This window comes from Flagellimonas sediminis (genome assembly GCF_010500845.1).
GTDB lineage: Bacteria > Bacteroidota > Bacteroidia > Flavobacteriales > Flavobacteriaceae > Flagellimonas > Flagellimonas sediminis.
This window is the reverse complement of the sequence record NZ_JAAAMI010000004.1, coordinates 186,905-208,490: the sequence shown is the minus strand read 5'-3', so window position 1 is coordinate 208,490 and position 21,586 is coordinate 186,905. Positions and strand designations below refer to the sequence as shown.

Here is a 21,586-nt window from a genome sequence, read left to right as displayed (position 1 = left end):
TCGGAATCTATTACCTTTTTAAGGTGAGCTTGGCCAAATAGTCGTAATGTTTACCAGAAACGATCAGTTCACATTCCAACCCGTTGGCCCAACAAGCATTTTGCAAGGTATTATAATCCAAATAAATCCAATCAAAGGGTTCTGTTTTCCATTCTTTGTATTGCATGGTAAAGTTCACCTCTCCGTAATAGTGTCCGTTGTTCGGAATCCAAAATCCGCCATCCTCATCTTCATCAAACATATAGATGATATCGCTGGAATCTAACAATATTTGTCCATTTTCCCTCAACAATGAGGCCAAATGTTGTAGGAATGCGGTCAAATTGCTAAGCGTCCCTGCCAACCCTATGCCGTTCATCAATAACAATAAGGTATCGAAGGTATCACCAGAATAGTCTAAAATTGGACTTAATATGGTCTTTTGAACACCTCTTTCCTTGGCTACGGCAATACACCCTTCGGAATTGTCCAAAGCAGTCACATCCAAACTCTTGTCCTGGAGATAAAGGGCATGGCTACCCGCACCACAACCAATGTCCAAAACCTTGCCGTAGGCCAGTTTAAGGGCTTTTTGTTCAATTTTGGGCATTTCTTTAAAGTTTCTGAATAGGTAAGGGATAGGGATTACATCCTCCTCGTCCAAGGAGGAAAAAGTTTTAATGTCCTCTGTATAGTTTCCTTGTTGAAAGTCCATGACGGCCTTGCCTAAAACATCTGCCATGAAATTGGTGTTTTTACAAAGGTGGGACTTTAATTGCAGAGTAAAGTTTAATTTGGATAAGTTTGTGCGATATGGATGAAATTCTTGATGGGTTGCCCCAAAAGGCCAAAGAAAAGCATGCGGAGAACAAAAAATTCTTCAGCAAACTAAAACAGCGTCCGCCCAAGGACCTGGATTATGTAATGCAAGGACTTCACGAAGCGGAATTTGAACGTACCGATTGCCTTACCTGTGCCAATTGTTGCAAGACCACAGGTCCTCTTTTCACCAATGTGGATATAGAGCGGATTGCAAAACATTTTCGGATGAAACCCTCGCAGTTCATCGATACCTATCTCAGGGTTGATGAAGAGAACGATTACGTGCTCCAAAGTGTACCCTGTACTTTTTTGGGAGCCGATAATTATTGCTCTATTTACGAAGTAAGACCCAAGGCCTGTCGCGAATTTCCACATACCGACCGGAAAAAATTCCAACAGATCAGCAACCTCACCCTTAAAAATGTGGCCATTTGCCCAGCTGCCTTTAATATTGTTGAGGAAATGAAAAAGCGAATTAAATTTTGACGATTTTTTATATTTGAAAGTATGGAGCAGATCATTTCATACTTTGAGACCATTCCTTCCTCACACCGAAGCCTTATTTTGGTAGGTGGAATCACTTTTTTCTGGATTTTGGAAGGCATAATGCCGTTGTTTGGTACTCCCTACAAAAAATGGAAGCACTCCGTTCCCAATTTCTTTTTGACTATGACCACGATCATCGTGAATTTTCCGCTCGCCTTTCTGTTGCTCAAGACTTCGGATTGGGCCGTGGAAAACCAATTTGGCATCATTAATTGGTTGCCAGCGATGCCGTTGTGGTTGTATGTGTTGCTAGGGGTCATGTTGCTGGACTTGATTGGAGCCTATGCTGCCCATTGGGTGGAGCATAAGGTGAAACCGCTTTGGATGGTGCATTTGGTACATCATTCAGACCATCATGTAGATACCACAACTGCCAATAGACACCATCCATTGGAGAGTTTGATACGCTATACCTTTACCTTGGCAGGGGTCTTGATCGTGGGCGCTCCCATCGGTATCATTATGCTCTATCAAAGTTTGTCCGTGGTGTTTTCACAATTTAACCATGCCAATATTAGACTGCCCAGAAAGGTGGACAACGCATTGAGTTGGTTTGTGGTAAGCCCGGATATGCACAAAGTGCACCATCATTATCAATTGCCTTATACCGATTCCAACTACGGAAATATTTTTGCCATTTGGGATAGGTTGTTCGGTACCTATATGACCATGGAAGTGAAGGATATTGTGTATGGTGTAGATACTTTTCCCGATGAAAAGGAGAACAGCAGTATTACTGGATTGCTCAAGCAACCCTTTCATAAATACAGAAGACCAACTACCGAGCAAAGGGAGGTAATTTCGAAATGAGAAGCTTTGCTTCGATTGAGAAATCTTTAATGTTTTGAGACATCTCGACTGCGCTCGATGTGACAACAAGAAAATTCGAGAGCATTCGAACAATTCCTGCCTGCCGGAAGCAGATGTGTCAAACCCTTACTTATTTATTCGTAGATCAAATACTTCTCCCTAATTTTCTTGAAGTTTTCCAGGTCGTCTTGCCAAGTGGCTTTGATTTCATCTTCGGAAAGTCCCGCCTCTATTTGTTGCTGCAACAAAGTCGTTCCCGCATGTTTGGTGAACCCACTGGTCAGGAAAAATTTGGACTTGTCCAATGTATTCTTGTAGGCGTCGATAACCCATCGTAAGGTCATTTCGTTCATTCTTGGGCTTTGGGAAAGGTCTTTTCCATAACAGGTTTTACCTTCCTCTTTGGGAGTTTTGGAACCGAAATTGGGTTCTGGCACATAGCTGAATTCATATTGGGTACTATCCATAAACGAGGCCCCATATCGCTGGAACTGAAACTCAGTGCCCCTACCCGCATTTACATTGGTGCCTTCAAACAGACCCAAACTTGGGTATAAGGTGATGGAAACATCATTGGGCAGGTTAGGCGAGGGACGAATGGGTAAATGATACTTGGAAGCGTGCGTATAGTTTTCAAGTTGGACAACCGTTAAGTCAGCCTTGCTGCCGTTTTCCAACCAACCTTCACCATTCAGCATTTGGGCATATTCGCCCATGGTCATTCCATACACCAATGGAATCGGTTGCAGGCCCAAATAGCTGGCATGTTCCTTCATCATGGTAGGTCCGTCCACATATTGTCCGTTCGGATTGGGTCGATCAAGCACCATGATGGGTGTTCCGAGTTCCGCGCAGGCTTCCATCACCAATTGGAGTGTGGCGATAAAAGTGTAAAAGCGGACTCCAACATCCTGAATGTCAAATACCATCACATCCAATTCGTCCAACTGTTGCTTGGAGGGTTTTCGGTTTTTTCCATAAAGGGAGATGATGGGCACCCCAGTTTTGGCATCCACACCATCCTTCACATGTTCCCCGGCATCGGCAGTGCCACGAAATCCGTGTTCCGGGGCAAAAACTTTTTTTACATCAACCCCAAGGGAAACCAAGGAATCCACCAAGTGGGTGTACCCTTTGTCATGAAAAATAACGCTGGTGGGATTCGCTACGATACCCACCTTCTTGCCTTGTAGCATAGGTAGGTATACTTCCGTACGGTTTGCGGCCACTTTTATTTCAGGAAGAGGAGTGATAATTTCCCCAATTGGTGTGTTGATCTCCTGTTTTTGCTGGCCCTTGCAACAAGAAAGCGCCAAAAACAATAAGAAAACAGTACTTTTGAGATTAGATAAAATGGGCATCCGTTGAATTTAGAATTGTTTATTGCCAAACGCCTGATTACAGGGAAGGAACATAAAATTAGTATTTCCGCCCCTATAATAAAAATCGCTATTGCTGCAATTGCGATCGGTGTGGTCATGATGCTCATCGCCATAGCCACAGGTGTTGGGTTGAAAAACAAAATTCGCGAAAAGGTCTCGGCTTTCAATGGCCATATCCAGATTTCCAATTACGACAACAATACTTCCGAAGTTTCCGTTTCAGCTATTTCAATCCATCAAGATTTTTATCCCGAGTTCAAAAATGTGGATGGGGTACGCCATGTGCAGGCTGTGGCCACCAAAGGTGGAATCATCCGCACCGAGGATACCTTTGAAGGAATGCTGGCCAAAGGTGTCGGCCCCGATTATGATTGGAGCGCCTTTAAGGAATATCTGGTAGAGGGTAGGTTGCCAGATTACACGGGAAAGCTCAATGATGAGGTGTTGATCTCAAGGATGATGGCCAATCGTCTACAGTTAGGGATAGGCGAAGATTTTTTCTCCTTCTTTTTGAAGGATGGGGATGCTTCCCAGATTCCCAATAACCGAAAGTTCAAGATTGTGGGCATTTATGACAGTGGATTTGAGGAATTTGATGCCACCTACGTATTTGTGGACATTCGCCATATACAGCGGATGAACAAATGGGAAGCTGACCAAATCGGTAATTTTGAGGTGTTTCTGGACGATTTTGACCAATTGGAGGAAAAAAGCAATGAAATCTATGGCAAGACGGTTTCCAGTCTCGATACCCAGAACATCAAGACCAAGTATTACCGCATTTTTGAATGGATCCAACTCTTCGATTTCAATATTGCCCTGATCATTGGGATCATGATCATTGTGGGAGGTATCAACATGATTACCGCACTATTGGTATTGATTCTGGAGCGCACCCAAATGATAGGTATATTAAAGGCTCTTGGTTCCGCCAATTGGAGTATCCGAAAAGTGTTTTTGTACAATGCGGCTTACTTGATTGCCATTGGACTGTTTTGGGGTAATTTGATAGGATTGGGAATCATTTTCCTTCAGGCTGAATACCGAATGTTCAAGTTCCCAAATCCGGAGGAATATTATATTGAGTATATTCCGGTCCATATGGATGCCCCAACCGTTTTATTGCTCAACATCGGGGTTATGTTCTTGTGCCTTTTGATGCTTTTGGTACCATCATACATTATTACCAAAATTACGCCTGTGAAAGCCATACAGTTTGAATGATCACTGGGACCTTTCCTTTTAAATTGATACATTAGGGACAAAATAATCCATCATGACCCTAAGACCGTTTTTCACTTGCATTTGCTTGGTATTTGCCGTTTCCATAACGGCGCAAAAATTGACCCGGACCGAAAAAAAGATTGTTGCCACGATTGAAAAGAACAGCGACGAAGCCATTTCATTTTTGGAAAAAGTGGTGAATATCAACAGCGGTACTTTAAATGCGGAAGGTGTGAAAGAAGTTGGCATGGTGTTCAAAGATGAGTTTGACCATATCGGTTTCCAAACCAAATGGATCGACATGCCTGCCGAAATGGACCGTGCAGGACATCTGTTTGCGGAAACCTCAGGCAACAAAGGCAAGAAATTGGTATTGGTAGGTCATTTGGATACCGTTTTTGAAGAAGATAGTCCGTTCCAAAAATTTGAAAGGGTAAATGACAGTATTGCCCACGCTCCCGGTGGTAACGATATGAAAGGCGGGGATGTGATCGTGCTGTATGCCCTAAAGGCATTGTACGATAATGGCTTGTTGAACGATGCCCAAATTATCGTCGCTTTTACTGGGGACGAAGAAAGTACAGGGAAACCGTTGGATATCAGTCGGAAGGATCTGATCGAAGCTGCCCAAAGGAGTGATGTTGCCTTGGGATTTGAAACATCCACAGGGTTTAATTATGCCACGGTAGCGCGCAGGGGAGCCTCTGGCTGGGAAGTGGAAGTAGAAGGAAAACGAGCCCATTCTTCAGGTATTTTTAGCGAGAGTACCGGTGCGGGTGCCATTTTTGAAATGTCGCGCATTCTTCATGAATTCTATACTGATGTAAAAGGTGAAGATCTGTTGACCTTCAATCCTGGAATATTGTTGGGAGGTACCTTTGTAAATTATGATCCTTCCACAGGTAAGGGAGATGCCTTTGGAAAAAGCAATGTGGTGGCTCAAAAAGCAATTGTAAAAGGAGGTCTCCGATTTATTTCCGAAGAACAGAAAGAAAGGGCACGTGAAAAGATGATGGAAATTGTAGGCAACAATCTTCCCAAAACTTCTGCCACGGTCAGCTTTACAGATAGCTATCCTGCCATGCAGCCTACCGAGGGAAATATGGGATTGTTGGGTATTTTGAACGAGGTAAGCCTTGATCTGGGTCAAGGGGAAGTATTGGCCTATGATCCAGGAAGACGGGGAGCTGCGGACGTTTCTTTTATAGCCGAATATGTGGATTGTTTGGATGGATTGGGAACCATGGGGTCGGGGGCGCATACTCCTGAAGAAACTGTGAACTTGAACACCATCAAGGATCTCACCAAACGGACAGCCATTTTAATATACCGATTGATAAACGCCAAATAATGGTCAAATTGAAAAGCAGAGATTGCACGGTTGGCATAGATGCTGGCGAGTTGGCCAGTTTTGTGCGCGGTGGCCATGAATTTATTCACCAAAAAGGAAGTCCTGGTTGGGGGAGTAGTGATACGGAGATGTTCCCGATCATCGGTCCTTTGGACAAGGCCAATTTTAGAGTTCAAACCCCTAAAGGTAAAGCCGTCCAGGACCAGCACGGTTTGTTGAGGCAAATCCCTTATGAATTGATTTTACAAACAGAATCTACCGCTGTTTTTGCAAAGGAATATACAGCGGGTACCGAAGTGAAAAATTCCAAATACCCTGCAAAATCTACCGAACCTTTCATGGACTGGCCCTACAGTTTCCGATTTGAAAAATCCTTTGAATTGAAGGAGGGGGCATTGGAAATTATTTTTCGGGTTTCTGGGGAAGAAGGCATGCCGTTTATGTTGGGATACCATCCTGCGTTCAGGCTCCATTCCGATGCACCGATGATTATTGCCAATGATCAAGAAATTTCCTTGGGTGAAGTTTTGGCCGTGGGCAGTAGGGCGTTTCAGGTGCCTAATTGTACTTCCATCACGTTACAGGATGAAAAGCAGATAACCATTGGAACCAAAGGTTTTGGGCATTTCATGTGCTGGACGGAAGTAAGGAATATGATCTGTATCGAGCCGATTTCCTTTTATCCCTACGCAGTGGAGCAAAAAGAGTTGGACCAAGGGTTTCAATACCTAAAGGACAAGGCTGAATTCAAGGTCGTGATAAAACCAAACTTGTAGCCTAGCTGAATTTTTTCTGGAGTTCTTGCACAACTTTTTCGGTCTTCAGATTGCGCTCCTGTCTTTTTAAGATGTTAGGTTGTGCTTGTCTCACACCGCAATCGGCAATGGCGCAACGTTCACAGGTTACCCCAACATCATATGTTTTAATGGATGGGTCGTTCAAAAAAGCAACCTTTTTTTTAAGCTCGGAATTGATCAACAACCCCAAACTTACACTTCTGTATTGATCCTTTTTAAAAGGGTCTACCGTGGCACTGGAGAAAATAAGATACGAAAGCCCATCACTGGGGTAATGCGATATCTGTACATCCATGTGGTGTTCCTCCCCCGTTTTGGCAATTTCCTGCAATACCCGAATGGAAACCCATCGCCTGCAATACTTTTCATTGGTTTCATTGCCATGGGGCGAATGATGATGGGTCAAATGGAGTTCTTTGGTAATATCAAAACGGTTGGAGTCCTTTTTATGACTCAAACGAAGAAAGAAAAGGTTCTCCAAATGGTAATCGTTCGGCAGAATATTGGTCAAACGCTGATAAAGGGATTCAGGTGAGGCATTGTAATAATTTTTGATTCCCGTTAAAAAGGTCTTGTCGAACTTGGGCTTGGACAGGAAAGAGTCTACATGCTTTTTGATGAGATCCCGTGGGATGACCAAAGCTCCCGCAAAGTAGGAGGCATAAAAATTGTTGAGGACCTGGTCAAAATTATGGAACTTGATCCAAGTGAACGTGTAGAGGCGCTCCTCAATATTTAAAAAATTATAACCGATTTCTTTGGCATAAATAAAAGTACGCTGGGCTTCATCAATATGGTTGGCCACCAAAAGGGTTTTGGTCTTGGGAATGAACATGGAACGCAGGTTGTCCAATTCCTTGTACTTGGTCAGTTCCTCATTATTGATGGTATACCCGTACTCTTCCACCAAAATTTCTTCCAGTTCCGATGAACTTACTGATTTTTTCAAGTCCACTTGATATGCTTTGGCAAACTGGATAGCAGTATCTTCCAAGTCTGGAAAAAAATTGTTGCTGGCTTCTTGAAAGGAACGGAGGGAAGCCAAATAAAAGTTTTCCTTCCCAAAGTTATAATGTTTGGCGATTTCTATGATGGTGCTGATAAAGGCGTTCACCTTGGTCGGGGCATTGGCCACGATATCGATGAGGTCACTTTCCTTGATTCCGAACAATTCCAGGGGCAGTTCCTTAAAAACCTTGGATTGTAACAGTTCGCCAACAGGAGCGAGGTTTTTGTCCAATTTTAAGGAAACCAAGCTATCATAGGGCACTTCCAGCTTTTCGGCCAGAAGGGCGATCTTATCCGTTTTAGGGTATTTCTTGCCTTTTTCAATCTCGTTCAGGTACGATTTTGAAAGTCCCGTAAGCTTGGAAAGACCAAATAGGGATAGCTTTCGCTTGGTCCTTACCTGCTTCAATTTTAGGCCAAAAATCAATTTGATGTATTCCTCTTCCATTTTTCTTGATCAAAGATAGGCTATTTTGCGAATCTTCTAAAAATAGCGTATTTGTACAAAAAAGCGAACGTTCGCTTGTTTTTCTCAAACGTTTGCGTTAATCTTGTTGAATAAAATGATACTGTTATGGAAGAAGCATTGATTACCAGTACACAATTGCAGTTTGCAAAGGAGGTAGAACACTATTATCCTGAGCTGTTGACCGATGGTGCCTTGGAGTTTTTGATCGCATTGCACCAAAAATTCAACAGGTCCAGATTGCAGTTGTTGGAAGAACGAGCAAAACGACAAGTACAATTTGATTTGGGTGAATTCCCAAATTTTTTACCTGAAACAGAACAGACAAGGACTGCCAATTGGAAGGTTAAACATATCCCGGATGATTTAAGGGACCGACGCGTGGAGATTACCGGACCCGTAGATCGCAAGATGGTCATCAACGCCTTGAATTCGGGTGCCAAAACTTTTATGGCTGATTTTGAGGACAGTAATGCACCCACTTGGTACAATTGTATGCAGGGGCAACAAAATTTGATCGATGCCAACAACGGGACCATTTCCTATTTCGACTCCAAAAAGGGAAAAAGTTATGAATTGAACGATGAGGTGGCCGTGCTTCTGGTTCGCCCTCGGGGACTGCACTTGAATGAAAGACATATTCTCATCAATGGAGAAATGACCTCGGGAAGTTTGGTGGATTTTGGACTGTATGTTTACCATAACTCGGGTGTCCTGAGAAGAAGAGGTTCGGCCCCCTATTTTTATCTGCCAAAATTGGAGCATTATCTGGAAGCCAGATGGTGGAACGATGTGTTCACCTTTGCGGAAGAGTATATTGGTATTCCGGTAGGTACGTACAAGGCCACGGTTTTGATTGAAACCATTACCGCTAGTTTTCAGTTGGACGAAATCATCTACGAACTGAAAAACCACATTGTGGGACTCAACTGCGGACGCTGGGACTATATTTTCTCTTACATCAAAAAATTTAGGAACCATCCGGCCTATATTTTGCCGGATCGTGACCAGGTGACGATGACCGTTCCGTTTATGGATGCCTATTCCCGATTGGTCATACAACGATGCCATAAAAGAGGTATTCACGCCATGGGCGGGATGGCGGCACAAATTCCTATCAACAATGATCCTGTGGCCAATGAAAAAGCTTTGGAAAAAGTACGCTTAGATAAAGAACGCGAGGTAAAGAACGGGCACGATGGTACCTGGGTGGCGCATCCTGGATTGGTAAAGATTGCCATGGATGTTTTTAACAAGTACATGCCAAAAGCCAATCAATTGGAGAAGTTGAGGGAAGATGATCATATTTCTGCCACGGATTTGATTGCCATTCCCGATGGTACAATCACCGAAAAGGGTATTCGAAAGAACATTTCAGTGGGGATTTTGTATTTGGAATCTTGGCTAAGGGGCAACGGCTGTGTGGCCATCAACAACCTGATGGAAGACGCAGCAACGGCCGAGATTTCCAGGACCCAAGTGTGGCAGTGGCTCAAGTTCAATGCCCGGTTGGATGACGGCAGAAAGCTCACCAATGAACTATACCAATCCATTTTTGGAGAGGAAGTGGTAAAGATCCGGCACTTGGTAGGGGAGGGCAACCTGCACAACACCAAATTTGAAGAGGCCATTGCCCTGTTCGATAAATTGGTGAGAGCCAACGAGTTTGAGGAATTCCTTACGATAAAAGCCTATAACCAGATATAGGTGCACTGGTCATATCAATAAAAAAATCCCAAGAATGCGCGAACATTACATGGGATTCAAGTCAAATTTCGAATTATAAAATTATGGAAAAAAAGGAGAAAATTCAAGCTTTGGTAACGGATTGGACCGTGAACCCTAGATGGAAAGGTGTTGAACGCCCTTATACGGCGGAAGAAGTCATCAAACTTCGAGGGTCGTATGAAATAGACCATTCCATTGCGCGGATGGGAGCCGAAAAACTTTGGAAAAAGTTGAACGAACAGGATTTTGTGGCAGGATTGGGTGCCTTGACGGGCAATCAGGCCATTCAGGAAGTGGAAGCCGGTTTGGATGCCATTTACCTTAGTGGCTGGCAAGTGGCGGCCGATGCCAATCTTTCAGGGGAAATGTATCCCGATCAATCCCTGTATCCTGCAAACAGTGTGCCCATGGTGGTCAAACGCATCAACAATGCTTTGTTACGTGCCGATCAAATCCAAACGGTGAATGGCGTTGCCGAAAAAAAAGATTATTTGGTGCCGATCATAGCCGATGCCGAAGCTGGTTTCGGGGGAAACCTAAATGCCTATGAACTTATGAAATCCATGATAGAAAATGGGGCTTCTGGAGTGCATTTTGAGGACCAATTGAGCTCCGCAAAAAAATGTGGACACTTGGGAGGCAAGGTTTTGGTCCCTACCCAAGAGGCCATCAATAAACTGATTGCGGCCCGTTTGGCAGCCGATGTCATGGGGGTGCCCACCATCATCATTGCAAGGACCGATGCCGATGCCGCCAATTTGTTGACAAGCGATATAGATGAACGAGATCATAAATTTTTGACAGGGGAACGCTCTTCCGAAGGATTTTTCTATGTAAAAAATGGCCTGGAGCAGGGGATAGACCGAGGTTTGAGCTATGCTCCCTTTGCGGACCTGATCTGGTTGGAGACCTCTACACCAGATTTGGAACAGGCCAAAAAGTTTGCGGAGGGTATCCACAACAAATACCCTGATAAAATGTTGGCTTACAACTGTTCACCATCCTTCAACTGGGCGGCCAAGTTGAGCATGAAGGAGATGGAAACGTTCAGGGAAGAACTGGCGGCCATGGGTTATAAGTTTCAGTTCATCACCTTGGCAGGTTTCCATGCCTTGAATACGAGTATGTTCGAACTTTCCAGATCATATAAGGAAAGGGGAATGGCTGGGTATTCCGAATTGCAGGAGCGGGAGTTCGCCTTGCAAAAGGATGGCTTTAAAGCCGTAAAACACCAAGGATTTGTAGGAACTTCCTACTTTGATATGGTACAAAACGTTGTTACGGCCGGCAAGGCAAGCACCATGGCCATGAAGGGCAGTACCGAAACGGCACAATTTTAATTTTGGGAATTTTTCAATCTGTAGTTATTTGCTCATAATTCCATGCCCCCTTTTTAGGGGGCTTTTTTATGTATCAGGATATAGGGGTAGTGATTTGAATGTTTGTGTTTTTGAGCAAATAGGCCCCGAGAATACTTTCGGTTTCGATGGTGTTCTTTTGGGGAGTGATGTAGGCCTCGATATCCTCAAGGGTGGAAACCTCTGAGTCATTATCGATAAAACCGTAGCCTTTGTAAATGCCATCAGCAATCAGTACAACGGCACTTTCATTTTCGTCCCTGCCTTTTTCTTTGATGATCTTGACCTCTGAAGCCAATAGCTTCATGTGTGAAATGGCCTCTTGCACCTTTTCGTTATAGTGCTCCACAGGTTCCTCTCCCTTGCAAATGCCCCCACAAGTGGTAATTTCGTGGTGGGAACATGCTGTATTGGTTTGTTGCAAATGACAGTAGCGTGGGCAAAGGGAGAAGGTTTTACAGATTTGTTCCAAATAGGCCCTGCATTCCGTCTGGCCGTAAAAAATCTTCAATGGATTAGGGGCTCCCTTTATGATGTTGTATGCCAAATGCACAATCCCATTACGATCTTCGTAGGCAAAAATGGCATATTGCTTTACAATTCTTTTTTGGGCCCTGTTGTAGGGTGGAAAAAGACGTTTGATTTCTGCGGATTCCATCAAAAGAGCCACCAATTCGCTACCGGACAATTGATAATCAATGTGGGCGGTTTCACTGCACATTTGAATTTCCTTGGTGGTTTTATCGTAAAAATGTCCTAATACCCTTTTTTTTAGGTTGATGGCCTTACCGACATAAATGATTTCCCCCTTTTGGTTTTTGAAATAATAGATCCCAGGTTTTGAAGGAATTTTGTTGAACACCGATTTAGGAAGATGCGGGGGCAAAGTAGCTTCTTGACTTCGGGCATTCAGAAATTTTTTGAAAATGCCATCTGCACCTTCCATGTTGATCAATTTTTTAAACAGTAGCATGGTGGCATGGGCATCGCCTCGGGCCCGGTGGCGGTCAACCAACGGAATTTGAACAGAGGAGCACAGTTTTCCCAGACTATAGGAGCTAAGTCCAGGGATCAAACTTCTTGACAATCGTACCGTGCACAGTTTTTTTCGGGTGAAGTCGATACCAATTTGACGAAATTCTTCCTTGATCACCCCATAATCAAAATTCACGGAGTGGGCCACAAATATGGCATTTTCGGTCATGTTCAAAATGTTGTCCGCAATTTCGGCAAAGGTAGGTGCGTGTTGCACCATGTGATCATCTATACCGGTCAGTCCAGTAATAAAATAAGGAATGGGGCATTCGGGATTCACCAAGGTAGTAAACTCATCCACCACGTGGTCCCCGTCAAACTTAAAAATGGCAATTTCGGTCACCTTGTTCCCTTTAATGCCATTTCCCGTAGTCTCTATGTCGATAATGGTGTACAGAATCCTAGAATTTGTATCATTAAAGTTAGGGTTTTTCTAAGGGATCCAAAAACATAGACTTTGTGAATAATCGATGTTGGGAACAATGTAACGAGAAGAAGTTAAAATCAAAAAATAAGTGTTAAAAATATACTTGTTAACATTAAATTGATAGGATTGAATCCTCTAAAATACAAAAAAGTATATTGATTGGTCAATATAGTATCAAAACCGGATAATATTTCCCAAAATCTTGAACGTCTTAAGTATACATTTACAAGTGTAAAATTAACGCTTCTTAATCTTTAATTCAATTTAAAGAACCGAAACGATGAGTTTTAAGTGACGAATAATTCAAACAAACTAAAAATGTATTATGAAATTGGCTAACTTTTTATTTAAAGCATGTTTAGGGACCAAAGGTTTAAAAATGCAGCTTTTGTTTTCCATGTTTTGCCTCTTTGCCGTTCAGGCAGGGTTCTCCCAACAGAAGATTACCGGTAGCATTACAGATGAGCAAGGTGTTCCCATTGCCGGGGCGTCCGTGCTGGAAAAAAATACCGCTAACGGTGTTGCTTCGGATTTTGATGGAAATTTTGAAATTACCACTTCGCGACCAAATGCGGTATTGGTATTTTCCTACTTGGGCTTTTTGGCCCAAGAAATATCCGTTCAAGGGTCCGCAACATTAAATGTGGTGTTGAAAGAAGATCTGCAGCAACTTAATGAGGTAGTGGTAATCGGTTACGGTACGCAAAAAAGAGCCGATGTGACGAGCTCGGTTGCTACGGTAAAATCTGAGAATTTTGTTCAGGGTAATGTTAAGGATGCTGCTCAATTGATTCAAGGCAAGGTGGCGGGTCTTTCGGTTTCGGCCCCGTCTGGGGACCCAACGGAAGGCACTCAGATCAGTCTTAGGGGTACTTCTTCTATTTTGGGCGGTACAAACCCTTTGGTATTGGTAGATGGTGTGCCCGGCAGTTTGTCAACGGTAGCGCCGGAAGATATTGCATCCATTGATGTACTGAAAGATGGTTCGGCTACGGCCATTTATGGAACCAGGGGTACCAATGGCGTAATCATCATTACCACCAAAAAAGGTAGTAACGATATGAAATCTACCATAGAATACAATGGTTATGCTTCCCTTTCAACTATAGCCAACAGAATGGACTTTTTGGACGCCAACGAGTTGCGTCAAAAGTTTAGCGAGGGCTACACTTTCAACGGGGCCAACCTTCAGGATTACGGTGCCAGTACTGATTGGGTGGATGAAATTACTAGGGATGCCTTCAGCCAGGTTCACAATGTGATCTTTAGGGGAGGTAACTCTACTTCTAACATGACCGCTTCTGTTAACTATAGGGATATAGAAGGTATTTTTTTGAAATCGAACAATGAAAAATATACGGCCCGTGTCAGTGTAAACCACGCCATGTTCGACAATAAACTTAAAACCAATGTAGGGGTGATCCTAAGTGAACAAACCTACAATGCATTGGGCGATGGCTACAGTTTTAACCCTTACATTTATAGACAGGCCATTATAAGAAACCCTACGGAACCGGTTTATAATGAAGATGGTAGCTGGTATGAAAGGGATGTGTATTTCTATGACAACCCCGTGGCCTATATCCAAGAGACCATTGGTCAGAACCGTTACAGAAACTCCCGGTTCGATTTCTCCCTAAGCTATGACTTTGGAGATCATCTGACCTTGAAAGGATTGTATACCCGTAAAGGAAATTCCAATATCAGGGGCTTCTATCAGACCAAGAACCATGTATCCACTACCAAAAATGGCCAGGAAGGTTTTGCATCTCGTGGTACCGATGATTATGTGGGCAATTACGGCCAGTTCACGGCAGATTATAACAATGCCTTTGGCAAGCACAGGGTTACTGGATTGGTAGGTTACAATTATGAGGACAATACCAATGAAGGGTTTTATGCAACCAACCGCCGTTTCCCAACAGATGGGTTTACTTATAATAACCTGGGAAGTGGACAAGGGCTTCAGTTGGGTGAGGCCGGTATGGGAAGCTATAAGGATTCCGATAAGTTGATAGCATTCTTCTCTAGGGTAACCTATAACTATGATGACCGTTATCTTTTAATGGCAAGTTTACGCCGTGAAGGTTCTTCGCGCTTTGGTGAGGATTACAAATGGGGTAACTTCCCGGGTATTTCGTTGGGTTGGAGAATTGATCAAGAATCCTTTGCGGATAATTGGGATTGGTTATCCAACTTAAAACTGAGAACAGGTTTTGGAGTTACCGGTATCAATGCAGGTTCCAACTACCAGTCGTTAAGCGGACTTACCTATGGCACTTATTTCTTGAACAATGGACAATGGGTAAGACAGTTGGTGCCTTCTCGAAACGCCAATCCAAACTTGCGTTGGGAAAAAAAGGAAGAGTTTAACCTAGGTATTGATTTTGGATTCTTGGAAGGACGTATCAACGGTGCCATAGATTATTACGACAGGACCACCAAGGATGCCCTTTACAACTATAGCGTGCCAACTCCACCTTATTTCTATGGAAGCATTGCCGCCAACGTGGCCGAGATCAAAAACTCTGGTTTGGAATTTCTTTTGAACGTTACCCCTGTACAAACGGATAACCTTCAGTGGACAGCCAACTTGACGTACTCTACAAACACGAATAAAATTGTTTCCCTGTCCAATGACGAGTTTCAGTTGACCAACGATTTCTTTGATGAAGGGTATACTGGGGAACCTATCCAGATCAGTACCCATAGGGTACAGGAGGGTGAGCCCATTGGTAATTTCTATGGTTTGAAAAGTGTGGATATTACGGATGATGGTATCTGGATCATAGAAAGACCTGATGGAACACGTGTTCCGGCCACCGAAGCCACTAATGATGACAGACAGGTTTTGGGCAACGGTCTTCCAAAGGCCTACTACAGCTGGAACAACACGGTGAGGTACAAGAACTGGGACCTTATGGTGAACCTTAGGGGAGCCTTGGATTATCAAATCTTGAATTTTTCCCGTATGTTCTATGAAAATCCGACCATTAGCTATAACACTTTGGACTCTGCCTACGATTTGGTATACGGCAAGGCCGTTTTGCAAGATGTACAACGTTTTGTGAGCTATTATGTTGAAGATGGCGATTTCTTGAAGATAGACAACGTTACATTGGGCTACACCTTGCCAAAGGACGCTATCAAGTTTGCCCAAACCTTCCGAATCTATGCATCGGGTCTTAACCTGGCTACCATAACTGGCTATAAGGGTATCGATCCCGAAGTGAACAGGAACGGACTTGCGCCTGGTAACGATGAAAGGGATAAATATCCTTCTACCAGGACATTCACATTGGGCATCAATTTTACATTCTAAAATAAAAGACTATGAAAAGTACAATCAACAAAGTGATTTCACTTAGACTACGAATTTTTACACTGGCGATTGGTGCTCTCTTCCTTCAAATAGGATGTACCGATCTTGAGGAACAAGTGTATTCCGAAGTAACGGAATCTTCCTTTACCCCATCGGAGTCGGATATTGTTTCCGTAATGGCTTCAGCCTACACTCCCCTGCGTTTTGTAATGGGATGGCAAGGGTATTTTGACCTGCAGGAAGAACCTGCCGATATGTTTGTGACCCCAACAAGACCCAATGGATGGGATGATGGGGGTACCTATAAAAGAATGCATTTTCACGAATGGACAGAGACCCAATGGCAACCTAGGAATACTTGGATTACCTGTTTCAACGGGATCAACTCTACCAACAGGGTAATCTTGCAGATTGAGTCAGGACAACTTCCCGTAAGCGAGGAACAGGCGAAAAGTATCGTTGCCGAAATGAGGGCCCTAAGGGCGTTGTATTATTCCATGTTGGTGGATACCCATGGCAATGTTCCGATTATTTCAAGTTATAGTGATGAGCTTCCGGTACAGAGTAGCCGTACCGAGGTGTATAACTTTATCGTTTCGGAATTGACCGCGGTTATACCTGATTTGAGTGGGACTGTAGATCAGTCAACGTACGGTCGGGTAACCAAATGGGGTGCCCTACAGGTTTTGGCAAGGGTTTATTTAAATGCTGAAGTGTATACTGGAACGGCCCAATGGGGAAAAGTGATAGAAACCTGTGACCAAATCATCAATAGCGGGGCGTTTGAGCTTTCTTCCAGCTATTCGGATATTTTCAGCACCAACAATGATGGAAACTCGGAATTGGTCTTTGCCATTCCTTATGATCAAATCTTTGCACCTCAATGGAACGCCCACATGAAAATGTTGACTCCCGATCACCGATTGGTTTTTGGAATGCAGGCACAGCCATGGGGAGGTTCTAGCTGTAACCCGCAGTTTATCAATAGTTATGACCCTAACGACAAGCGACTTTCAGATACATGGTTGATGGGTGATCAATTGAATGCCTCTGACGGTAGTGTGGTCATGACCTTGGTAAATGAAATGCCCAGTATTTATGGTTGTGAGTTTACCGAAGGATTCAGATGTGGCAAGTACGAAATCGAACCAGGGGCCACAAGTGGTCTTAGTGTAGACTTCCCGTTCCTAAGATATACCGATGTGTTGATGATGAAGGCAGAGGCTTTGTTAAGAACAGATAGAAGCGATGAGGCGGCGGCCATTGTAACCCAAGTACGCATGCGTTCTTTTGACAATCTTGCCGATGCTACGGTCACTGGAGCAGAATTGGAAGGCGATACCACCGTTGAATATGGTACGTTGGCAGAAGATGGAACCATTGCGGATCCAGGAGATCAATCCGTGGTGCCCTATGGGCGTTTCTTGGATGAACTAGGCTGGGAATTTGCTGCAGAGGCGAGAAGAAGATCTGATATGATCCGTTTTGGAGTATACCAAACCAAAAATTGGTACAACCATACACCAAAAGGAGACTACACTACTTTGTTTCCTATTGGTCTAGAAGAGTTGAACACCAATACCAACCTTACCCAAAATCCAGGGTATTAAACAGGAATTCAGCATTTAAGTGCGTTTTCAATTAATAATTGTTTGAGTTTGTTAGTTAAGAAAGCGAATGGGGTTCCATTCGCTTTCGATTTTAAGGTGTAGCCATATCTTAAAATAGGATAATTAGTAGTACATAGAGAATAGTGGATTCGGTTGGCCTTTCTTTTAGGAAGGCCAATCTTGTTTTTTTGGGGGTGCAAGAATACACTGTATTGACCTATGGTCAATGACAGGACTATGGTTGCTATGGGCTTTGGATTGGCTTTTGTTCCCGGTCCCTGGATCTAAAACTGGGACCTGTACTGGGTAGGTGTGCAACCCTTGAGTTCTTTGAACTTTCGGTTAAAGTTGGCAATGTTGCTAAAACCACATTGTTCGGAGATCAAAGAAATGGGAAGCTCGGGCTTGTTGATGATCATTTTACAGGCACTTTCAATACGGATTTCGATTAAAAATTGAAAAAAGGTCTTGTTCGTCCTTTTTTTGAAGTACCGGCAAAAAGCATTCTTGCTCATATTGGCCCGTTCCGAGATTTCCTCCAGGGAAATTTGTTCATGGTACTTTTCCATGGCATATTCATACACATTGCTCATGCGTTTTCCTTCGTCGTCCGAATAACTTTTTCGGTACACAAAAGAAGAAAGAGGTTCCGTTTTCGATTTGGTGATTTGGCTGATGACCAGCAATAATGTGGCAATTTGCTCCACTTTGTTTTGATGTTCCAACAAACTGAATAGGGAAATGATCTTATCCTGGTTGGATAGCACTTTCATGCCGTATTCCGACTGTTTAAAGAATTCATTTGTCAATGAAAGGTCGGAAAGCTTAAAAAAGTCCTTTCCAAAGGAATTGTAGTCAAAGAACAACGTATGCATGACCGATTCTTTGGTTGCATTGGCATCACTTCTAAAAACATGGGGTATGAACCCACCGATGATCAAAATATCACCCTCTTTGTATTCATTAATGGTATCTCCAACGATCAAAGTGCCGGAACCTTCCTCAACATAGCTTATCTGTATCTCCCCGTGTTGGTGCAGTTGGTCATACAGTATCTTCTCCCGATCTACTTGGTACACCAAGGCTTCATCCTTGGGTTTTGGGATTTTAAAAGGTAGAACTTTCACTGTGTTTTTTACAAATATTATTAAAAAAAATCGCATTGGTCAATATACGGGTTAATATAGTATTATAATAAGCTAATAATATGAACATTTGTTGCGGGCAACTCTTTTTACTTTTGTAGTCTAAACAATTGACTATTATGATTAAATGGGAAGGCGTTATGCCTGCTTTAACCACTAAATTTACTAGCGAGGACCGATTGGACCTTGCCATGTTCGAGAAAAATGTAAAGGCTCAAATGGAAGCTGGTGTTCATGGCATCATTTTGGGGGGAACCCTGGGTGAGGCCAGTACCTTGGAACAGGATGAAAAAGAAACCTTGATCAAAACTTCCCTGTCCATCGTGGAAGGCAAGATTCCGGTAATCATCAATATTGCGGAGCAGAGTACCAAGGCTGCCATTGCCGTTGCCCAACATGCGGAACAAGTAGGCGCACAGGGACTGATGTTGTTGCCGCCCATGAGATACAAGGCCACCGATTATGAAACCGTTGCCTATTTTAAGGCTATAGCTAACAGCACCTCACTTCCCATTATGATCTATAACAACCCTGTGGATTATAAAATAGAGGTAACTTTGGACATGATGGAAGAACTGTTGGAATGTGACAACATCCAGGCCATCAAGGAATCAACAAGGGATATTACCAATGTTATCCGTTTGCAGAACAGGTTCGGGGACCGCTTAAAGGTCTTTACAGGTGTGGATACATTGGGTCTTGAAAGCTTGGTCATTGGTGCGGATGGCTGGGTGGCCGGACTGGTTTGTGCCTATCCTGCGGAAACTGTTGCCATTTACGAATTGGTAAAGGCCGGAAGGATTGAGGAGGCATTGAAAATTTACAGATGGTTCATGCCTTTGTTGGAGTTGGATATCAGCCCTCAATTGGTACAGAACATTAAATTGGCCGAGGTGGCCACGGGCATCGGTACCGAAAATGTAAGGGCACCAAGATTGCCACTTCAGGGAGAGGAAAGAGAAAGGGTTCTCAAGGTTATTGAGACTGCCATGGCATCCAGACCTGAACTGCCCGAATATAAAAACCTTAAAAGTGTAGTATGATTACAGGTAAAAACTGTATCGCAGGAGAATTTATCGCAAAGGGCAAGGTGGAATTCAGAACCATCAACCCAAAATTGAATATGGAGAACCCTACCATTTTTGTGGAAGCCACAAAAGAGGAAATAGGGGGAGCCGTGGACATGGCATGGGAAGCCTTCAAGGTTTTCCGAAAAATGTCGGGTACCAAAAGAGCTGAATTTTTAAATACCATAGCCGATGAAATATTGGCTTTGGACCAAGAACTGGTAGATACGTACATGTTGGAATCTGGGTTACCGGAAGGTAGGGCCGTAGGAGAAAGAGGTCGAACCGTTTTCCAGCTAAGGACCTTTGCCGAGTTGGTGGCCAAGGAGGATTGGCGTGAGAACACTTTTGATGCCGCCCAACCCGATCGTAAACCCCTTCCAAAGGACGATATTAGAAAAACCATGATCCCATTGGGCCCCGTGGCCGTTTTTGGGGCCAGTAATTTTCCTTTGGCGTACTCTACCGCAGGGGGCGATACGGCAAGTGCATTGGCTGCCGGTTGTCCGGTTATCGTAAAATCGCACCCCATGCATGCCGGTACTTCTGAATTGGTCGCTACGGCCATTGTAAAGGCGGCAGAAAAAACAGGAATGCCGAAAGGAGTGTTTTCCAGTATCAATGGTGGAATCCAAGCTGGCGTGGATTTGGTCAACCATCCGAAAGTTAAGGCTGTTGGGTTTACAGGAAGTATTGCTGGTGGCAGGGCGTTGTTCGACCTAGCTTCCAAAAGGGAGGAACCGATTCCGGTATTTGCGGAAATGGGGAGTATCAACCCAGTGATCATTACGCCCAATGCTTTGGCCAAAAGGGCATCGGAAATAGCCAAGACCTATGCAGGATCCATCACTTTGGGTACAGGTCAGTTTTGTACCAATCCCGGTTTGTTGCTAACGGTCCAAGGTTACCATACCCAAGAGTTTATCCAAGAACTGGCCAAGGAGACCATCGCCCTAGATCCCCAATGCATGTTGCACCCCAACATCAAAAGTGGGTACGAAAAGAAGGGAGAGAATGTCACCTCGCAAAGTGGGGTAACCGTTGTGGGGAAGGTAGAAGGAACATTGGAGCCCAATTATGCAGCATCGGTCGTCGCCACGGTTTCGGGAGCCGATTTTTTGGCCAATCCAAAATTGCACCAAGAGGTCTTCGGACCTTTTTCCATGGTGGTCCAATGCAAAAACGAAGCAGAGCTTCTTCAGATCATTGAAGGTTTGGAAGGCCAATTGACCGGTACTATCATTGCCGAGAAGGATGATGACATGGATTTGATCGAACTTGTGGATACCCTTCAAAATAGGGTGGGCCGGATTATCTATAACGGTGTCCCAACCGGGGTAGAGGTGTGCCCGTCCATGCAGCATGGAGGTCCCTATCCCGCATCTACCGATTCAAGGTTTACGGCGGTAGGTATCCATGCCATTAAAAGATGGGTGAGACCGGTGAGTTATCAGTCCTTTCCACAGGAATTATTGCCCGATCATTTAAAAGGGTAAGGTTCACTTAAAG

Annotated in this window: 16 protein-coding genes; 11 read left to right on the top strand and 5 right to left on the bottom strand. The window is 43.8% G+C overall.

Annotated elements, in window-relative coordinates; genetic code table 11:
- Positions 1–10: 10 nt before the first annotated feature.
- Complete coding sequence (locus GTK07_RS09920; protein WP_163635094.1) at positions 11–721, bottom strand: class I SAM-dependent methyltransferase; 711 nt, start codon at positions 719–721, stop codon at positions 11–13.
- Positions 722–792: 71 nt separating this feature from the next.
- Here GTK07_RS09920 and GTK07_RS09915 point away from each other — a divergent pair, with 71 nt between their 5' ends.
- Together GTK07_RS09915 and GTK07_RS09910 are read left to right on the top strand one after the other, a co-directional pair.
- The gene (locus tag GTK07_RS09915) at positions 793–1,287 is read left to right on the top strand and encodes a YkgJ family cysteine cluster protein (RefSeq protein ID WP_163635093.1); all 495 of its coding nucleotides are present in this window, start codon (positions 793–795) and stop codon (positions 1,285–1,287) included.
- Positions 1,288–1,308: 21 nt separating this feature from the next.
- Positions 1,309–2,157, top strand: a complete 849-nt coding sequence (locus tag GTK07_RS09910; RefSeq protein ID WP_163635092.1) for a sterol desaturase family protein — start codon at positions 1,309–1,311, stop codon at positions 2,155–2,157.
- Positions 2,158–2,291: 134 nt separating this feature from the next.
- Here GTK07_RS09910 and GTK07_RS09905 read toward each other — a convergent pair whose 3' ends face one another.
- Positions 2,292–3,518, bottom strand: coding sequence for an exo-beta-N-acetylmuramidase NamZ family protein (locus GTK07_RS09905; RefSeq protein ID WP_163635091.1), 1,227 nt, complete (start codon positions 3,516–3,518; stop codon positions 2,292–2,294).
- Between the two features lie 3 nt (positions 3,519–3,521).
- On the opposite strand from GTK07_RS09905, the gene GTK07_RS09900 reads away from it, so the two are divergent.
- Genes GTK07_RS09900 through GTK07_RS09890 form a run of 3 tightly spaced genes read left to right on the top strand, consistent with a single transcriptional unit; the run spans position 3,522 to position 6,890 of the window.
- Positions 3,522–4,763 carry an ABC transporter permease gene (locus tag GTK07_RS09900; RefSeq protein WP_163635090.1) on the top strand — a complete coding sequence of 414 codons (1,242 nt, stop codon included), beginning with the start codon at positions 3,522–3,524 and terminating at the stop codon, positions 4,761–4,763.
- 52 nt (positions 4,764–4,815) lie between these two features.
- The gene (locus tag GTK07_RS09895; protein ID WP_163635089.1) at positions 4,816–6,114 is read left to right on the top strand and encodes a M20/M25/M40 family metallo-hydrolase; all 1,299 of its coding nucleotides are present in this window, start codon (positions 4,816–4,818) and stop codon (positions 6,112–6,114) included.
- Positions 6,114–6,890, top strand: a complete 777-nt coding sequence (locus GTK07_RS09890) for an aldose 1-epimerase (protein ID WP_163635088.1) — start codon at positions 6,114–6,116, stop codon at positions 6,888–6,890. Before GTK07_RS09895 ends, GTK07_RS09890 begins: the two co-directional genes overlap by 1 nt.
- Before the next feature lies 1 nt (position 6,891).
- Here GTK07_RS09890 and GTK07_RS09885 read toward each other — a convergent pair whose 3' ends face one another.
- Complete coding sequence (locus tag GTK07_RS09885) at positions 6,892–8,367, bottom strand: helix-turn-helix domain-containing protein (protein WP_163635087.1); 1,476 nt, start codon at positions 8,365–8,367, stop codon at positions 6,892–6,894.
- A 126-nt stretch (positions 8,368–8,493) separates the two neighbouring features.
- Here GTK07_RS09885 and aceB point away from each other — a divergent pair, with 126 nt between their 5' ends.
- Positions 8,494–10,092, top strand: a complete 1,599-nt coding sequence (aceB, locus tag GTK07_RS09880) for a malate synthase A (RefSeq protein ID WP_163635086.1) — start codon at positions 8,494–8,496, stop codon at positions 10,090–10,092.
- An 83-nt stretch (positions 10,093–10,175) separates the two neighbouring features.
- Positions 10,176–11,453 carry an isocitrate lyase gene (aceA, locus tag GTK07_RS09875; RefSeq protein WP_203583771.1) on the top strand — a complete coding sequence of 426 codons (1,278 nt, stop codon included), beginning with the start codon at positions 10,176–10,178 and terminating at the stop codon, positions 11,451–11,453.
- A 73-nt stretch (positions 11,454–11,526) separates the two neighbouring features.
- Here aceA and GTK07_RS09870 read toward each other — a convergent pair whose 3' ends face one another.
- A complete protein-coding gene (locus GTK07_RS09870) occupies positions 11,527–12,903 on the bottom strand; it encodes an exonuclease domain-containing protein (RefSeq protein WP_163635256.1) in 1,377 nt (458 codons plus the stop codon).
- 409 nt (positions 12,904–13,312) lie between these two features.
- Here GTK07_RS09870 and GTK07_RS09865 point away from each other — a divergent pair, with 409 nt between their 5' ends.
- Positions 13,313–16,255 (top strand): SusC/RagA family TonB-linked outer membrane protein, encoded by a 2,943-nt coding sequence (locus tag GTK07_RS09865; protein WP_235932761.1) that lies wholly within the window; start codon positions 13,313–13,315, stop codon positions 16,253–16,255.
- A gap of 11 nt (positions 16,256–16,266) precedes the next feature.
- The gene (locus GTK07_RS09860; RefSeq protein WP_163635084.1) at positions 16,267–17,865 is read left to right on the top strand and encodes a RagB/SusD family nutrient uptake outer membrane protein; all 1,599 of its coding nucleotides are present in this window, start codon (positions 16,267–16,269) and stop codon (positions 17,863–17,865) included.
- A gap of 284 nt (positions 17,866–18,149) precedes the next feature.
- Here GTK07_RS09860 and GTK07_RS09855 read toward each other — a convergent pair whose 3' ends face one another.
- A complete protein-coding gene (locus GTK07_RS09855; RefSeq protein ID WP_163635083.1) occupies positions 18,150–18,992 on the bottom strand; it encodes an AraC family transcriptional regulator in 843 nt (280 codons plus the stop codon).
- Positions 18,993–19,129: 137 nt separating this feature from the next.
- Between GTK07_RS09855 and GTK07_RS09850 the strand changes: the two genes are divergently transcribed.
- Positions 19,130–20,053, top strand: coding sequence for a dihydrodipicolinate synthase family protein (locus tag GTK07_RS09850; protein WP_163635082.1), 924 nt, complete (start codon positions 19,130–19,132; stop codon positions 20,051–20,053).
- Positions 20,050–21,573 carry an aldehyde dehydrogenase (NADP(+)) gene (locus tag GTK07_RS09845; RefSeq protein ID WP_163635081.1) on the top strand — a complete coding sequence of 508 codons (1,524 nt, stop codon included), beginning with the start codon at positions 20,050–20,052 and terminating at the stop codon, positions 21,571–21,573. The genes GTK07_RS09850 and GTK07_RS09845 overlap by 4 nt, the downstream gene beginning before the upstream one ends.
- Positions 21,574–21,586: the final 13 nt, after the last annotated feature.

What these genes read in the sequence shown, in the direction of transcription:
- GTK07_RS09920 (WP_163635094.1), bottom strand. Translation starts at nt 721, where the DNA reads ATGGCAGATGTTTTAGGCAAGGCCGTCATGGACTTTCAACAAGGAAAC.
- GTK07_RS09915 (WP_163635093.1), top strand. Translation starts at nt 793, where the DNA reads ATGGATGAAATTCTTGATGGGTTGCCCCAAAAGGCCAAAGAAAAGCAT.
- GTK07_RS09910 (WP_163635092.1), top strand. Translation starts at nt 1,309, where the DNA reads ATGGAGCAGATCATTTCATACTTTGAGACCATTCCTTCCTCACACCGA.
- GTK07_RS09905 (WP_163635091.1), bottom strand. Translation starts at nt 3,518, where the DNA reads ATGCCCATTTTATCTAATCTCAAAAGTACTGTTTTCTTATTGTTTTTG.
- GTK07_RS09895 (WP_163635089.1), top strand. Translation starts at nt 4,816, where the DNA reads ATGACCCTAAGACCGTTTTTCACTTGCATTTGCTTGGTATTTGCCGTT.
- GTK07_RS09890 (WP_163635088.1), top strand. Translation starts at nt 6,114, where the DNA reads ATGGTCAAATTGAAAAGCAGAGATTGCACGGTTGGCATAGATGCTGGC.
- GTK07_RS09885 (WP_163635087.1), bottom strand. Translation starts at nt 8,367, where the DNA reads ATGGAAGAGGAATACATCAAATTGATTTTTGGCCTAAAATTGAAGCAG.
- aceB (WP_163635086.1), top strand. Translation starts at nt 8,494, where the DNA reads ATGGAAGAAGCATTGATTACCAGTACACAATTGCAGTTTGCAAAGGAG.
- aceA (WP_203583771.1), top strand. Translation starts at nt 10,176, where the DNA reads ATGGAAAAAAAGGAGAAAATTCAAGCTTTGGTAACGGATTGGACCGTG.
- GTK07_RS09865 (WP_235932761.1), top strand. Translation starts at nt 13,313, where the DNA reads ATGCAGCTTTTGTTTTCCATGTTTTGCCTCTTTGCCGTTCAGGCAGGG.
- GTK07_RS09860 (WP_163635084.1), top strand. Translation starts at nt 16,267, where the DNA reads ATGAAAAGTACAATCAACAAAGTGATTTCACTTAGACTACGAATTTTT.
- GTK07_RS09850 (WP_163635082.1), top strand. Translation starts at nt 19,130, where the DNA reads ATGATTAAATGGGAAGGCGTTATGCCTGCTTTAACCACTAAATTTACT.
- GTK07_RS09845 (WP_163635081.1), top strand. Translation starts at nt 20,050, where the DNA reads ATGATTACAGGTAAAAACTGTATCGCAGGAGAATTTATCGCAAAGGGC.